Source organism: Aequorivita sp. H23M31 (assembly GCF_004022485.1).
Classification (GTDB): domain Bacteria; phylum Bacteroidota; class Bacteroidia; order Flavobacteriales; family Flavobacteriaceae; genus Aequorivita; species Aequorivita ciconiae.
In genome coordinates this window covers 1,382,013-1,398,137 of the sequence record NZ_CP034951.1, presented here as the reverse complement: position 1 = coordinate 1,398,137, position 16,125 = coordinate 1,382,013, and the positions used below count along the sequence as shown (strand labels likewise).

Here is a 16,125-nt window from a genome sequence, read left to right as displayed (position 1 = left end):
TGTTTACAGTTTGGACTGCAATACTATTTTATGGGTTACTAATTCTATTTTTTTAATAAACTCTTGTCGCCATAAAATCCCTTACTCACCGAAGATTTGTTAATATAAAGTTTATTTAAGGTGGCTGAGTTTTTTGAAAGCATTCGGATTATTGAAGGATGCTGACAAACTTTTAAGCTTTCAAAAGGAATCGGGGCCTAATACTGTTCACTATCATTCGGGAAATCCCCACTTTTTACGTCTGTGCTGTATTGGCTAAAAGCATTTTTCATTTCGGTATATAAATCCAAATATCTTCGAAGAAAACGTGGGTTAAATTCGTGGGTCATTCCTATCATATCGTGGGTAACCAATACCTGGCCATCAACGCCGTGTCCTGCGCCAATTCCAATAACGGGAATACTTATTTTTTCGGCCACTTCTTTTGCAAGTTTGGCTGGGACTTTTTCCAAAACCAAGGCAAAACAACCTGCTCTTTCTAGCAAAAGCGCGTCCTCAATCAATTTTTCAGCTTCTTCTTCTTCCTTCGCGCGAACGGTGTAAGTCCCGAATTTATAAATGGATTGGGGAGTTAATCCCAAATGGCCCATTACGGGAATACCTGCGTTCAAAATACGTTTTATAGATTCTTTTATTTCCTTACCACCTTCAAGTTTAACGGCGTGGCCACCACTTTCTTTCATAATCCGGATTGCGGACCGGAGAGCTTCTTTTGGGTCGCTTTGGTAACTTCCGAAGGGAAGATCTACAACGACCAAACTTCTTTCAATAGCACGAACAACCGAAGCGGCGTGATAGATCATTTGGTCGAGGGTTATTGGAAGAGTGGTCTCATGTCCAGCCATAACGTTACTCGCAGAATCCCCTACCAAAATAACATCGATACCTGCACTATCCACGATCTTTGCCATGGTAAAATCGTATGCGGTGAGCATGGAAATCTTTTCACCTTTCTTTTTCATATCCACCAAAGTTTTGGTGGTTATTCGCTTGTATTCTTTTTTGGCTACGGACATATTTTAATCTTAAAATGATTTGTAAAAATACTAATTTTGGATCGTACGACATTCAATTTTTGTAATTTGAAACCGTCAACCTGCAATCTTTCTTCAACGGAATATTTCAACGGAAAAAATTCAAATTGGAAAACTTTTTCGAGAATAGATTATTCTATCTGTTCAATGGATTTTGAAATTAACAGTCACTGATATTTACTTGCACAGCCAATCCCCCTTCACTGGTTTCTTTGTATTTTGAGGTCATATCTTTTGCGGTTTCCCACATAGTAGCCACTACTACATCCAAAGGTATTTTTGCCTTGCTGGGGTCGCCATTTAAGGCCATTTCACAAGCGTTGATAGCTTTTATTGCTCCCATTGCATTTCGTTCAATACACGGAATTTGAACCAAGCCTGCAATTGGATCGCAGGTAAGTCCAAGGTGATGTTCCATTGCAATTTCGCTGGCCATCAGGCATTGCTCCGGCGTTCCGCCCATCAATTCGCATAAGGCCCCGGCAGCCATCGAAGAAGAAACTCCTATTTCTGCTTGGCATCCCCCCATAGCAGCGGAGATGGTTGCCCCTTTTTTGAAAATACTTCCAATTTCGCCCGAGGTAAGTAAAAATTTGCGGATATCCTCAAAATCGGCATCGTGGTTTTCGATCACCAAATAATACATAATTACCGCCGGAATAACGCCAGCACTGCCATTTGTAGGTGCGGTCACTACTCTGCCCAAGGAGGCATTCACTTCGTTTACGGCAAGTGCAAAACAGGAAACCCACTTCAATATCTGGCGGAATTTGACTTCAGTCCCTCGAATTTCTTTAATCCATTCCTCTGCATTATTGTATTTGGAGTCACCAATCAAGTTTTTGTTCATATCATAGGCTCTTCGTGTCACGTTGAGCCCTCCAGGGAGTATTCCTTCGGTGTGGCAGCCAACGTACATAGAATCGAGCATCACATTCCAGATTTCTTTTAAACCTTGGTTGATTTCAGTCTCACTACGGAGCGATTTTTCGTTTTCAAGAACAATTTCCCAAATATTCTTTTTTTCGCTTTTGCAATATGCCAACAATTCAGTGGCTTTTTCTATAGGAAATGGAAAATGGGAGAATTTCTCCATTTTTATCTTTTCCATTTTGCGCTCTTCTTTTACAACAAAACCACCGCCTATTGAATAAAAAGAAGATGATTCAATTGAACCGTTTACCAATGTGGCGTGAAAGGTCATCCCGTTGGGGTGGAATTCAAGGAACTTTCTGTTGAAGATTATATTTTCCTTTGGGAAAAAGACAACTTCGCGCTCGCTGTTTAGATTCAATTTATTTTTAAAAGAAATTAATTCTACCTCCTTTTCAATATCTTCAATAGGAAAAGTTACGGGATCAAAACCCGATAGGCCGAGCATTACCGCAATATCCGTAGCGTGACCTTTACCGGTAAGCGACAGGGAGCCGTAAAGATCTACGGAGACTTCCACGACTTTATCAAATTGTCTTTTTTCCTTCAATTCATCTATCCATCGCAAAGCAGCGCGCCAAGGTCCCAGCGTATGCGAGCTTGAAGGTCCTACTCCAATTGATAACATATCAAAAACACTGATGCTTTCCATTTAATTTTTCTTTTAACCCACAAAGATAATGGTATGTACCACAATTCGCTTATGGTTTCCAAAATTTGATTTTCTGGTGTATGGGCGGGTTATGAGTTCAGAGTTATGATTTATGAGTTATGAGTTTGAGAGGGGTGAGGGGATAGGTGAGTGGACAATTCGAAATTACTGCCAATGCAATTGCCAACTGCTACGTTAACCGACCACCGATAACTCTTGTATGCCGTAGCTTTTTCAACGAAGGTGGAGACCACTGATCACCTTCTTCTATTCGGCAACAGCGGTGGCGGTTCTCCTGAAAAGGGATTCCAGCGGCTGATGCTTTTGGCCTCCATTCCTGCTGCTCGCATTACGGCACGATCGCCATAGCGTTCGCGCATTTTATCCATTGCGTGATATAGATTTACAACTTTTTCATTGTCGTCAAACAGGTCGATCTGATAGCCACCTTCCACTAAATGACTGAATTTTACACCAACCATCCGCACCAATAAGCGTCTTTGATAAAGTTTTTTGTATAGCTCCATAATCACCGGAATAATTTTATGGTCCGCCGAACTATAAGGAATTCTTCGCTGCATGCTATAAGTCTGGAAATCTGAATATCGTATTTTAAAAGAAACGCAGGCTGTTAGTTTATTGCCACGGCGTAATTGGAACACTAAATTCTCAGCCATCGCCAGAATGATACCTTCTAGTTTTTTTACATCGGTGGTATCCCGATCGAAGGAACGTTCGGTAGAAATAGATTTGCGTTCGGTGTATTGTACTACGGGCGTAGGGTCTATGCCATTAGCCTTTTGCCAGATGGTCTGTCCGTTTTTTCCAAAGACCTTGGACATCATTTCCATCGGCATCTCCTGGACGGTCTTTATCTGCTTTATTCCCAAATCACAAAAGGTGCGATAGGTCGCTTCTCCCACCATTGGGATTTTGTTTACCGGCAAGGGAGAAAGAAATGGTTTTTCCGTGCCTTTATTGATGAATAGCTGATTGTTGGGTTTTGCCTCACCCGTGGCTATTTTGGAAACTGTTTTATTGACGGAGAGACCAAAAGAAATTGGAAGTCCCGTTTCTTTCATAATGCGTTGCCGCAATTCCGAAGCTAGTTTTTGGCAGCCGAAAAACTTATCCATCCCGGTAAGATCAATATAGAATTCATCTACCGAAGATTTTTCATATAGCGGAACACTTTCTTTGATAACGTCTGTGACCGCTTCAGAAAACTTACTATAAGTTCCCGCATCTCCGCGGACTACGATTGCTTCCGGACATAACTGTCGGGCCATTTTCATGGGCATGGCCGAGTGGATACCGAATTTACGCGCTTCATAACTGCAGGAAGCTACTACGCCGCGATCGCTGGTGCCACCAATAAGGACGGGTTTGCCTATGAGTTGGCTATCCAATAATCGCTCACAGGATACAAAAAATGTATCTAGGTCCATGTGCACTATATTTCGGTTATCGTTCATTGAAATTCGGCTTTAATTTCTCTACAAATTAAATAGAATCTATTCACAAAAAAAAGAGATTGCGAAAGAATTTTGGAAATATTCCAAGTGTGTCGAAAAATTTGGAAATGCTTTAATTCCCAATATTTATTTTTGGAACATAAAATGGATAAATATAAGATAATTCTCATATAGCTCTACAAATCAATACTTAGGATAGAGTATAGAATATCCTTTTTGAAGGAATAAACATCTTTTCACTTTAGATATTTCTTTCTTATCTTTTCTTAATTATACCTATTTTAATCGAAACTTGGAAATGTTCCAATATTATTAATAATTATTTCCTGTGAGCAAATTTTTTAACTCATAATTTGCTGACAGGAAAGAACAGCTAATTAAGACAAAAAAGACTTAAATATGACTTATATCATATTTCATGTTGAGGCGGTAGCGTATTTTTAGCTGCAATTAATCTTTTTCTTAATGCCCGTTAATTCAAAGCCTTACCTCATTGTAATTGCAATTTTGCTTGTTTCTTTTATTTCATTCTTCGTTTTCGGAATCGGAGTTTTCATTTCCCTTTTAATGGTAGTAGTGCCCAAATTCAAATTGCTGTTGCAAAGGATCTCAACTGAAAAAGGATGAGATTATGGATATTATCATTTTTGATGACTATTCCAGAATTGAATTTTAAAATCTTTTAATTAATTTTTGAATATTATGACAACGACTCTTACAGAAGATATTTCAGCTACTCAGCAAGAAATAAGCCTTTCTGAAAAGATAACAATCCTAAAAAGGAAGAAAAAGGCAGTTATTTTGGCGCATTATTATCAGGTGCCGGAAATTCAGGAAGTAGCCGACTATGTGGGTGACAGTTTGGGACTTTCGCAAAAGGCTGCGGAAACGGAGGCGGAAATAATCGTGTTTGCAGGAGTTCATTTTATGGCCGAAACTGCCAAAATATTAAATCCGAATAAAAAAGTTTTATTGCCGGATATGATGGCAGGTTGTTCCTTAGCCGATTCCTGTCCAGCAGATAAATTTGGGAAACTGGTGGCAGAACATCCAGATCATACTGTGATAACGTATGTAAATTGCTCGGCGGAGGTAAAGGCCCTGAGCGACATTATTTGCACATCTTCAAATGCGGAGAAAATCGTGAATTCCATTCCGAAGGACGCTCCGATTATTTTTGCGCCGGATAAAAATCTAGGAAAATACATCCAGAAGAAAACAGGAAGGAAGATGCTGCTCTGGGATGGCGCCTGTATTGTTCACGAAGCTTTCTCAATAGAAAAACTTTTAAAGCTTTATCAAGAGCATCCCGATTCAATAATAATTGCCCACCCAGAATCTGAAGCACACATTTTGGAAACGGCCGCTTATATTGGTTCCACCGCCGGAATGATTGATTATGTAAAGAAGAACCCATCCAAAAAATTTATAGTGGCCACCGAAGCCGGGATTTTACACAAAATGCAACAAGAAGTGCCGGAAGCGATATTGATTCCCGCTCCTGCGGAGGAGGATAATACCTGTGCCTGTAGCGAATGTGCATTTATGAAGATGAATACACTTCAAAAACTTTATGATTGCTTGCTCAATGAAACTCCTTTTATTGATGTTTCCGAAGAAGTTCGAAAAAAAGCTATTGTACCCATTGAACGAATGCTAGAACTGTCCAAATAATGATGAAAACCAATTTTCTGATAATAGGATCTGGAGCTGCAGGTTTGACGCTAGCGGTAAAACTTGCGGAAAGGTTTCCCAAGAAAAAAATTACCGTTGTCACTAAGGCCAATAAATCGGAATCAAACACCAAATATGCCCAGGGCGGTGTGGCTGCCGTCTTTAATTTTAAAGAAGATTCCTATCAGAAGCATATTGACGATACTCTTCGAGCTGGAGATGGTTTATGTGATACTGAAGTGGTAGAAATGGTTATTAAAGAAGGACCGCTCCGTTTAAAGGAATTAATGGAATGGGGCGCAAGATTTGATATTGATGAAAATGGGGAACTTAGTCTAGGCAGAGAAGGAGGTCATTCAAATTTTCGGGTTATCCATCATAGGGACACCACGGGAAATGAAATAGAGCGCACCCTTTTGGAACGGGCTGATGAACTTCCCAATATAAACCTGCTGGCGCATCATTTTGCAGTGGATTTGATTACCGAACATCATTTTCCTGAAATTAAAACGGAGCAACTTTCTTGTTACGGAGCCTATGTAATGGACCAGATTTCAGGAAGCATTTTCGCCATAAAAGCGGATTGTACTACATTGGCCTCGGGAGGAATGGGGAGAGTTTATGGGCATACCACTAATCCCGCTGTTGCCACGGGAGATGGAATTGCAATGGCATATCGTGCGACCGCAAGGATTGAAAATATGGAATTTATCCAGTTTCATCCCACAGCACTTTTCGATGGTAAAAATGGTTCTTCATTCTTAATTTCTGAAGCGGTCCGTGGCTTTGGGGCTTTTCTTCGCAACAAAAAAGGAGAGCGGTTTATGTTGAAATACGATGATCGGGGGGAATTGGCTTCTCGGGATATTGTTTCCCGAGGAATAGATTCCGAGATGAGGGAATCGGGTGAGGATTGCGTATTTCTAGATTGTACACATTTGGATATCGAGGAGTTGAAGCTACATTTCCCCAATATCTACCAAACCTGTTTAAAGAAGGATATCGATTTGGAGAAAGATTGGATTCCGGTAGTTCCGGCTGCGCATTATCTTTGTGGAGGGGTAGTTGTGGATATGGATGGAAAAACATCGCTAACAAATCTTTTTGCCTGTGGCGAATGTTCCCATACGGGCTTACATGGCGCTAATAGATTAGCATCCAATTCGTTATTGGAAGCCTTGGTTTATGCCGATCGCATTTATAATTACATCAGTAAGAACCTCCCTTCACAAACGGCTATGTCTATTAAAAAGTGGAACGACCAGGGAACTGTGATGCTAAGTGAATTTGAAATTATTCAGGGGAAAACTAGCGATTTACAACAATTAATGCGAAGATACGCCGGAGTTGTGCGAAATAATTCTGATTTAATGGAGGCTTCAATTCATTTGGAAAAACTATATTCTGAAACAGAAAAGTTATATCAAAAATATAAATTGAATACCGCACTTTGTCAACTTCGAAATATGGTAAATGTGGCACATTTGATTATTCAGCAATCTCTAAGGAGAGATGAAAATCGTGGGGGTTATTATAACGAGGATTACGATAAGAAAAAGGACCTTGTCGGAGAAAAGAAACAATACCGCTGTGCTTTAGAAATCAATCAGGACTAAAAGCGGATAAAATTTTTAAGGTTTATTTTTTTATCTAAAATTCTATATGGTTTTAATCTAAGTCAAAAATGAAGGACAAAAATAAACTTTATAGCCGAGAGGTTTCTTTATACGACCTTTGATATCTCCACAAAATTTTGGACCAACGACATTATATATAATACATAAAAGAAAAAGTATGAAAAATTTGATAGAGAAATCGATTAAAAAAGCAATGGATTACAGCCAATACAATCTGTTGTTTAAACAATTGGCCGAAGAGGGTAGAACCACAGGGGAACAAACGCAAGAAAAGATTGATTATACGAAATTGAACTTTTCACGAACTAAAAGATTGGATAAAACAGCTCAAATCCCCGAGGAAAATGTGGTGGATTTCAAAAATATCACAACTAAGCAAACTTGGTTGGTTATTAGCGAACCCTGGTGCGGCGATGCCGCCCAGACCCTTCCTTTCCTAAATAGGATTGCGGAGCTCTCGGAAAAAATAGAATTAAAAATTGTACTTAGGGATGAAAATCCGGAGCTGATGAATCAGTTTTTAACCAATGGCTCCCAATCCATTCCCATGGTTATTATGGTAGATGGGAATATGAATGTGCTGCAAACTTTTGGTCCACGTTCTAAAGCCGCCACAAAGTTGGTAAGCGATTATAAAACCGAACATGGACAAATTGATGATGCCTTTAAAGAGATGCTTCAGGTTTGGTACAATAACGATAAAGGTATTTCTATAGTCAATGATATTTTAGAAACCTTGGGAGTTACAATTTAGTTGGATTAAATCTCAATTGAAATGTATCCTTAGGGGTTCCTTCCTACTCATTTCAGCACGGGTTTTTTCTTCACATTTTATTTTGGACATACTTCATATTTTCAATCCCGAGAGTTTATAATGCAAACCAGAATCAGATGCTCTCCTTTGAGGGATCTGTTGCTGGTTTGTATTTTGTAGAAATTCAGAGAAATTAGGTTAGACAAAGGGAAATAATCTAAGCTTAGGAAACTCCTCAATGACATTCACCTCTCTTGTTCCGTTAATTAAATCTCGGAATTCTTTAGATTTATGCTTTCCGTTATCTATATTTGCCCCCTGAAATATTAACAAGTTGTAGATCGTCAGATTTTCAGCTTTTATGAAAAGAGGTTATTTATTAAAGTTCTTTCATCTTATTCTTAAAAACCAACCAATTAATGAAATCAAATTTATCAGTTGCCATTGAGGCAGCTTTGGATGCAGGAAAGGAAATATTAGAAGTTTACGAAACAGATTTTAATGTGGAAATTAAGGGAGATGATTCCCCCCTCACTCTTGCCGATAAAAGAGCCAACGACGTCATAAATTCTTTCCTCAAGAAAACCAATCTTCCAATTATAAGCGAAGAAAACAGGCAGTTGTCATATTCCGAAAGGAAGGATTGGAGTATATGCTGGATCGTGGATCCTTTAGATGGAACCAAAGAATTTATTAAACGAAATGGCGAATTTACCGTAAACATTGCGCTTGTTGAAAATGGTATTCCGATCCTCGGAGTAATCTACGTTCCCGTATCAAAAACCCTTTATTTTACTGCAGATACTCAAAGTTCTAGAAAAATAGTTCTAGCTGATGAGATTACCTCCCTTGAGGATATCTTAGAGAAAGCAATTGAAATTAATCCAAAATCTAGCCAAGATCTGGTAAGAGTAGTAGGCAGTCGATCTCATTTAAATGAGGACACACAGAAATTCATTTCAAATATTGAGAAAAATAATAAAGTAGAAATCGTCTCCATGGGAAGTTCTTTGAAATTCTGTATGGTTGCGGAGGGTCTTGCAGATATCTATCCCCGTTTTGCTCCAACCATGGAATGGGATACTGCTGCAGGTCAGGCTATATGCAATGCCGCGGGAGTAGAAGTGATTGATCAAACTACGGGTGAACCTATGAGATATAACAAGCGGAATTTATTGAATAACTATTTTATGGTTGGAAGCCTAGTGCATTCAGCTTAAATAATATCTCATTGATCCCATTAATTCATAATGGAGTATTGTTTTAGAAGTATAATTACACCTGATAAAAGCAGATTCTATTAGAGAAAATTAATGAATTATTTTTGGGATTTGTTCGATAAAACAATTGGACTTATTTAGTTTAAATTTGCGTCTTTGAAAAAGTTTTCTGATAAAATGGGATGTATAATAAGTATATAGAACCAACATAATAGAATGAAAAATACAAATTCAATAACATCAGATAGCATAAGCGATAATGGCGTAAATTCTGAAGTTAAAATTGCGATTATAGGGTTGGGTTATGTGGGCCTTCCTTTAGCAAGACTTTTTGCTACCAAATACCCAGTGGTGGGCTTCGATATTAACCGGAGCAGGGTGGAGGCACTACAAAAAGGTCAGGACGATACTAAGGAGGTGTCAGATGAAGTGCTGCAACGTGTTTTATTGCAATCCAATCCGTTAGGGCCTGTAACTGGGTCCCCTTCAAAAGGAGAAGACTCTTGCGATTTAAAAACTGGTCTGTTTTGTACTTCAGATGTAATGGATATACAGGAATGCAATTACTTTATTGTAACCGTACCAACACCTGTCGACAAAAACAGACGACCTATATTGACTCCCCTATATTCTGCGAGTGAAACCGTAGGACGCGTTTTAAAAAAGGGGGATACCGTTATTTACGAATCCACAGTTTATCCGGGTGTAACAGAGGACGAATGTGTTCCCGTTTTGGAAAGATTGAGTAATCTTCGTTTTAATGAAGATTTTTTTGTTGGATATTCTCCGGAACGCATCAATCCTGGAGATAAGGAGCATACGGTAGATAAGATTCTTAAGATTACTGCCGGTTCTACTCCTGAAGCAGCAAAAAAGATTAATCAAATCTATTCTTCAGTGATTTCTGCCGGTACTTACATGGCCCCGACTATTAAAGTTGCGGAAGCTGCTAAGGTTATTGAGAATTCACAACGGGATATTAATATAGCTTTTGTCAATGAATTGGCAAAGATTTTTAATTTAATGGGGATAGATACGCGGGATGTTTTGGAGGCAGCGGGAACCAAATGGAATTTTTTGCCTTTTAAACCTGGACTCGTTGGCGGGCATTGTATTGGGGTAGATCCTTATTATTTGGCACAAAAGGCACAAGAGTGCGGTTATCATCCTGAAATTATCTTAGCCGGAAGGCGTTTAAATGATTCGATGGGGGAATATGTAGCCTCCCAAGTAATAAAGTGTATGATCAAAAAAGGGATTTCCATTAACGGTGCGGAAGTGCTAATGCTTGGTATAACCTTTAAAGAAAATTGTCCAGATGTTCGCAACACGAAAATAGTAGATGTAATTTCTGCTTTGGAAGACTACGGCGTTAAAGTAAGTACTTATGATCCTTGGGCAAATCCTCAAGAGGTGATGCATGAATATAAGATTGAATGTACAAATGATATACCGAAAAGTAAGTTTGATGGTATTGTATTGGGCGTGGCCCACAGGGAGTTTCTGGAATTGGATTTAGAACCGTTGAAAAATAATTTGACAATGGTCTATGATGTAAAAGGAGTTTTGGAGAATGCCGATGGAAGACTTTGATTTGAGTTGCGTAGTCTTTTTCGTTTAGGTGATATTTATTAAATAATGGATTTAGGAAATTTTAGTGAATTAAGAGATAAAAAAATTCTGATAACGGGCGGAGCCGGATTTATTGGTTCCAACCTTTGTGAAGCGTTATTACAACTCGAGGCCAACGTCACTTGTCTTGACAATTTTGCAACTGGCCATAGATACAATATAGCACCTTTTTTATCCAATAAAAACTTTCAATTAATTGAAGGCGATATCCGCGATCTAAAGACTTGCCAAACTGCTTGCCGGAACCAAGATTTTGTTTTACATCAGGCAGCCTTAGGCTCTGTCCCGCGCTCAATTAATGATCCAATTACCTCAAATGAAGTAAACGTAGGTGGTTTCTTGAATATGCTGGTCGCTGCTCGGGATTCAGGGATTAAGCGTTTTATTTATGCAGCCAGCAGCTCAACTTATGGCGATTCGGAATCCTTGCCAAAGGTCGAGGATAAAATAGGGAAACCATTAAGTCCCTATGCTATTACAAAATACGTAAATGAACTATATGCGGATATTTTTCATACTACTTATTGCCTGGATTCCATTGGGTTAAGATATTTCAATGTTTTTGGAAGACGTCAAGATCCGAACGGCGCATACGCAGCCGTTATTCCACTTTTCGTAAAGCAATTTATGGCCCATGAGAGTCCCGTAATAAATGGAGATGGTAGCTATTCTAGAGATTTTACCTATATCGATAATGTAGTGCAGATGAATTTATTGGCAATTACAACTAAGAACGAATATGCCCTTAATCAAATTTACAATACAGCCGTAGGGGATAGAACTACTCTTGTTCAGTTAACCAGTTTATTAAAAAAGCACTTAAGTGCATTTGATGAAAAAATCAGGGAAGTAGAGGTTATTCATGGGCCTAATAGAAAAGGAGATATTCCGCATTCTTTGGCCTCGATCGAAAAGGCGGAGCAACTTTTAAATTATGCTCCTACCCATACAATTGACTCGGGAATTGAAGAAGCGATAAAATGGTATTGGATGAATTTGAGAAAATGAATTTTTATAATTTTAAACAATAGCGTCCTAAACGGTTTTACTTAATCTCTGCAAAACACGTCATTTTGTTAATATTACTGGAGGTTTAATGTTTTAGGGGTTTGAAAATTAAATGTCAAATCGGCCTATCGAAAATTTATCGTAAAACCCGCCTGCGGAACGGTCAGGTTTGAAATGAGAGCAGCGTTAAAAATTTTAGGCTGTTTGAGCATTATAAATTTTTATATTTTACAAAAAATATCAATGCGAGTTCCTAAATTTTAGCTGCCTAATGATAAATTTAGATAAAGTTTCGTCAGGCTAGACTTTTTAGTTGAAGCCTGTCCTGAGCGGAGTTGAAGGATTTTGGGCGATGCAAAAAAGAAAAGAGGTCGAAAAAAATTAAAAATTTTTCAAATGGACCACAAAATTTATTTAGGACAGGATTGAATTTTAAACTATAGTTTAGTTGAAAACAGGCAAAATTTTTAAATAATTATTTTTAGTACGAAACAAATGCTAGGTAGATCGCGTAAAAGACACATTGCAAAAACCATCACTTGGAGGCTCGTTGGCACCATTGATACTATCCTGGTATCTTGGTTTATTACGGGCAATCCTTGGACTGGGCTAAAAATTGGATTGGCGGAGGTAACCACTAAAATGATTTTGTATTACCTGCACGAGCGGGTTTGGTTTAAAATTAACCTGTCTAAGGCAGGTATTATAAGGGAGAGTAGAATAAGGCACATAGTCAAAGCCTTAACGTGGAGAGGAGTAGGAACCTTGGATACTATGATGCTGGCTTGGTTTATAACTGGCAATCCATTTGCAGGTCTAAAAATTGGAATGTTTGAACTCCTGACGAAAACCATACTTTACTACTTCCACGAAAGAGCCTGGTACAAAGTTAATTACGGATTAAAGGATTGATAAAAAATATGAATAGGGAGAATGAAGAAAGATGAAGTAATTTTACAGACGTTTCCAAGCTCTCTTTAGGGCGGGGAAATCTGGAACTAGAATTTTAAAAAAGGAGAATGAAAAAACGTCATTTCATTTTAAAGACATATTCCAGCTTCCTTTAGGACGCGGGGATATTTGCGATTCGAGCTCAAAAAGGGGTAGAATGACGAAACGTGTTGTTATTTTATCGAGGTATCCAAGCTTCCTTTAGACGGGGTAAACAAAGAAAATAAACTATTGAATGAGGTAAAACATTAAGGAATCAATAAAAAACATGGAGAAGAATATTTTTGTGCATAATTTTAATATCAAAAAAGAAGATCGAAGCGTCTTGAATAAACATCGACCTTTTTTGATTTGGTTTACTGGTCTTTCTGGATCGGGAAAATCGACAATTGCAAATGCGGTTGAGCAGGCACTTTTTAACAAAGGTATCCATACCTACTTATTGGATGGCGATAATATAAGAAAAGGAATTAACTCCAATCTATCCTTTTCGGCCGAAGATCGAACGGAAAATATCCGCCGGATAGCCGAGATTGCCAATCTGCTGATTGATGCTGGATTAGTTGTATTGGCCTCTTTCGTTTCACCCTACATAGAAGATCGTGAAAATGTAAAAAGAATTGTTGGGGATGCTAACTATATTGAGGTGTTCGTCAATACTCCAATAGAAGAATGTGAGCGACGCGACGTGAAAGGTTTGTATAAAAAGGCCAGAAAGGGAGAAATTCAAAACTTCACTGGAATTAATGCCCCTTATGAAGTACCTTTGGCCCCTGACATCGAAATTGACACCACAAAATTAAATGTAGAGAGCATTGTTGATATTATTTTAAAACAACTTTTAGGAAAAATAGAATTGCTATGAATAAGTACTATTTGAATTATTTAGATGAATTGGAATCGGAAGCTATATATATTCTTCGTGAAGTATACGCCCAATTTCAAAATCCCGTAATTTTGTTTTCGGGTGGAAAAGACTCTATTCTTGTTACCCACTTGGCAAAAAAGGCGTTCTATCCTTGTAGAATTCCTTTTCCTTTACTTCACGTAGATACGGGACATAATTTCCCCGAAACAATCCAGTTTCGTGATGATTTAATTGAGGAGCTAGGGGCTCAATTAATCGTAGGCTCGGTTCAAGAAGCTATCGATAATGGAAGAGTTGCGGAGGAAAGAGGAAAAAACGCAACTAGAAATGCTCTTCAGATAACTACTCTTTTAGACGCTATAGAAGTTAATAAAATTGACTGTGCCATTGGAGGAGGAAGACGGGATGAAGAGAAAGCCCGTGCGAAGGAGCGTTTCTTTTCCCACCGAGATGATTTTGGACAATGGGACCCAAAAAACCAACGTCCTGAATTGTGGAATCTCTTGAACGGAAAATATTTTGAAGGTGAACACTTCAGAGCTTTTCCAATAAGTAATTGGACCGAAATGGATGTTTGGAACTATATTAAAAGAGAGAATATTCAAATTCCATCACTTTACCTTGCACATAAGCGAGAAGTGGTGTGGCGTAATGATTCTTGGATACCTGTCTCAGAGCATTTGAAGCTTGAAGAAAATGAGGAGGTCCACACTAAGCAAATTCGCTTTAGAACTTTAGGTGATATTACAATCACGGGGGGTATTGAGTCTGACGCAGACACACTCGAAAAGGTGGCCGAGGAGGTATCTGCCATGCGAATGACCGAAAGAGGCAATCGTACTGACGATAAGCGCTCTGAAACAGCCATGGAGGACAGAAAAAGACAAGGCTATTTTTAAGATTAAAAAAACAAAACCGGTTCTTTAATTACATAAATAAAATACGAAATTCATAAATACAGGATAAATGATGGTAAATAACAATCAATTATTACGTTTTACAACAGCGGGAAGTGTTGATGATGGAAAAAGCACATTAATAGGAAGATTGCTTTACGATTCAAAGTCTATTTTTGAGGATCAATTGACGGCTGTCGAAAATACAAGCAAGAAAAAGGGACATGACAATCTCGATTTGGCCATGTTTACTGATGGCTTAAAGGAGGAGCGAGAACAAGGTATAACCATCGATGTTGCTTATAGATATTTTACAACTCCCAAAAGGAAGTTTATAATTGCGGATACACCAGGACATATCCAATATACTCGAAATATGATTACGGGTGCTTCTACCGCGAATGCTGCAATTATCTTGATTGATGCTCGTCATGGTGTAATTGAACAGACCAAAAGACACTCTTTTATTGCTTCCCTTTTGCAAATACCGCACTTAGTTGTATGTATTAACAAAATGGACTTGGTGAATTACGATGAGGCAGTATATGATGATATCGTGAGTCAATATGAAAAAATCTCTTCCAAACTTGTTACCAAAGACATTACGTTTATTCCAATAAGTGCGTTGCACGGTGATAATGTTGTAAATCGTTCTGATAATATGCTTTGGTATAAGGGAGCGGCTTTGTTATACACGCTCGAGACCTTGCACATTAGCAATGACCTGAATAAGATTGATGCGCGTTTCCCGGTTCAAACCGTATTGAGGCCCCAAAGAGAAGAGTTTCTTGATTACCGCGGCTATGCTGGAAGGATAGCTAGTGGGGTATTGAGGAAGGGGGATGAAGTAATAGCACTTCCCTCGGGTTTTACTTCTAAGATAAAAAGCATTGATACCCTTGATCGGGAACTTGATGAGGCTTATGTGCCAATGTCTGTTTCCATAACTTTGGAAGATGATATTGATGTTAGTAGAGGAGATATGATTGTCAGAACAAATAATAAACCCGAAACCTCACAGGAGTTTGACGTAATGTTGTGCTGGTTAAGTAGTAATCCCTCGCAACCTAGGGCGAAATATACAGTCTGCCATACTGAAAATCTTCAAAAAGCAATGATAAAAAATGTGCTGTATAAAGTGGATATTAATACCTACGATCGCTTCAATGACGAGGATACTTTCAAAATGAACGAGATCGGTAGAGTAACCATTAGAACCACCAAACCATTGATGATAGACCCATATGGCACTAATCGGGTTACGGGAAGTATTATCCTGATTGACGATACTACCAATGAGACCGTTGCTGCGGGGATGATTGTTTGATTTTTAAATCGGGAATCGAAATTAGTTAATTCGGGATTCGTTAATTGATGATTTAGTTTTTGGA

At 38.5% G+C, this 16,125-nt stretch carries 13 protein-coding genes; 10 read left to right on the top strand and 3 right to left on the bottom strand.

Annotation, left to right across the window (positions count from 1 at the left end):
* Positions 1 to 197: 197 nt before the first annotated feature.
* The 3 genes from panB to dinB form a co-directional block, all read right to left on the bottom strand.
* Positions 198 to 1,016, bottom strand: a complete 819-nt coding sequence (gene panB / locus EI546_RS06080; RefSeq protein ID WP_128249710.1) for a 3-methyl-2-oxobutanoate hydroxymethyltransferase — start codon at positions 1,014 to 1,016, stop codon at positions 198 to 200.
* Positions 1,017 to 1,194: 178 nt separating this feature from the next.
* Entirely contained in the window at positions 1,195 to 2,619 is a 1,425-nt protein-coding gene (locus EI546_RS06075) for an L-serine ammonia-lyase (RefSeq protein ID WP_128249709.1), read from the bottom strand.
* Positions 2,620 to 2,876: 257 nt separating this feature from the next.
* Positions 2,877 to 4,094: a DNA polymerase IV gene (gene dinB / locus EI546_RS06070; RefSeq protein ID WP_128249708.1), complete on the bottom strand. Its 1,218-nt coding sequence runs from the start codon at positions 4,092 to 4,094 to the stop codon at positions 2,877 to 2,879.
* A 702-nt stretch (positions 4,095 to 4,796) separates the two neighbouring features.
* On the opposite strand from dinB, the gene nadA reads away from it, so the two are divergent.
* The 10 genes from nadA (at position 4,797) to EI546_RS06020 (ending at position 16,061) form a co-directional block, all read left to right on the top strand.
* Entirely contained in the window at positions 4,797 to 5,768 is a 972-nt protein-coding gene (nadA, locus tag EI546_RS06065) for a quinolinate synthase NadA (protein WP_128249707.1), read from the top strand.
* Positions 5,768 to 7,384 carry an L-aspartate oxidase gene (gene nadB / locus EI546_RS06060; RefSeq protein ID WP_205649758.1) on the top strand — a complete coding sequence of 539 codons (1,617 nt, stop codon included), beginning with the start codon at positions 5,768 to 5,770 and terminating at the stop codon, positions 7,382 to 7,384. Before nadA ends, nadB begins: the two co-directional genes overlap by 1 nt.
* A 178-nt stretch (positions 7,385 to 7,562) precedes the next feature.
* Entirely contained in the window at positions 7,563 to 8,159 is a 597-nt protein-coding gene (locus EI546_RS06055) for a thioredoxin family protein (protein WP_128249706.1), read from the top strand.
* A 419-nt stretch (positions 8,160 to 8,578) separates the two neighbouring features.
* Positions 8,579 to 9,379 carry a 3'(2'),5'-bisphosphate nucleotidase CysQ gene (cysQ, locus tag EI546_RS06050; protein ID WP_128249705.1) on the top strand — a complete coding sequence of 267 codons (801 nt, stop codon included), beginning with the start codon at positions 8,579 to 8,581 and terminating at the stop codon, positions 9,377 to 9,379.
* Between the two features lie 216 nt (positions 9,380 to 9,595).
* Positions 9,596 to 10,972, top strand: coding sequence for a nucleotide sugar dehydrogenase (locus EI546_RS06045; protein WP_128249704.1), 1,377 nt, complete (start codon positions 9,596 to 9,598; stop codon positions 10,970 to 10,972).
* A gap of 45 nt (positions 10,973 to 11,017) precedes the next feature.
* The gene (locus EI546_RS06040; RefSeq protein WP_128249703.1) at positions 11,018 to 12,019 is read left to right on the top strand and encodes an SDR family oxidoreductase; all 1,002 of its coding nucleotides are present in this window, start codon (positions 11,018 to 11,020) and stop codon (positions 12,017 to 12,019) included.
* A 495-nt stretch (positions 12,020 to 12,514) separates the two neighbouring features.
* Complete coding sequence (locus tag EI546_RS06035) at positions 12,515 to 12,931, top strand: DUF2061 domain-containing protein (RefSeq protein ID WP_128249702.1); 417 nt, start codon at positions 12,515 to 12,517, stop codon at positions 12,929 to 12,931.
* A gap of 307 nt (positions 12,932 to 13,238) precedes the next feature.
* Positions 13,239 to 13,835, top strand: a complete 597-nt coding sequence (cysC, locus tag EI546_RS06030; protein ID WP_128249701.1) for an adenylyl-sulfate kinase — start codon at positions 13,239 to 13,241, stop codon at positions 13,833 to 13,835.
* Positions 13,832 to 14,737 (top strand): sulfate adenylyltransferase subunit CysD, encoded by a 906-nt coding sequence (gene cysD, locus EI546_RS06025; RefSeq protein ID WP_128249700.1) that lies wholly within the window; start codon positions 13,832 to 13,834, stop codon positions 14,735 to 14,737. Before cysC ends, cysD begins: the two co-directional genes overlap by 4 nt.
* A 67-nt stretch (positions 14,738 to 14,804) precedes the next feature.
* The gene (locus tag EI546_RS06020; protein WP_164905185.1) at positions 14,805 to 16,061 is read left to right on the top strand and encodes a sulfate adenylyltransferase subunit 1; all 1,257 of its coding nucleotides are present in this window, start codon (positions 14,805 to 14,807) and stop codon (positions 16,059 to 16,061) included.
* Positions 16,062 to 16,125: the final 64 nt, after the last annotated feature.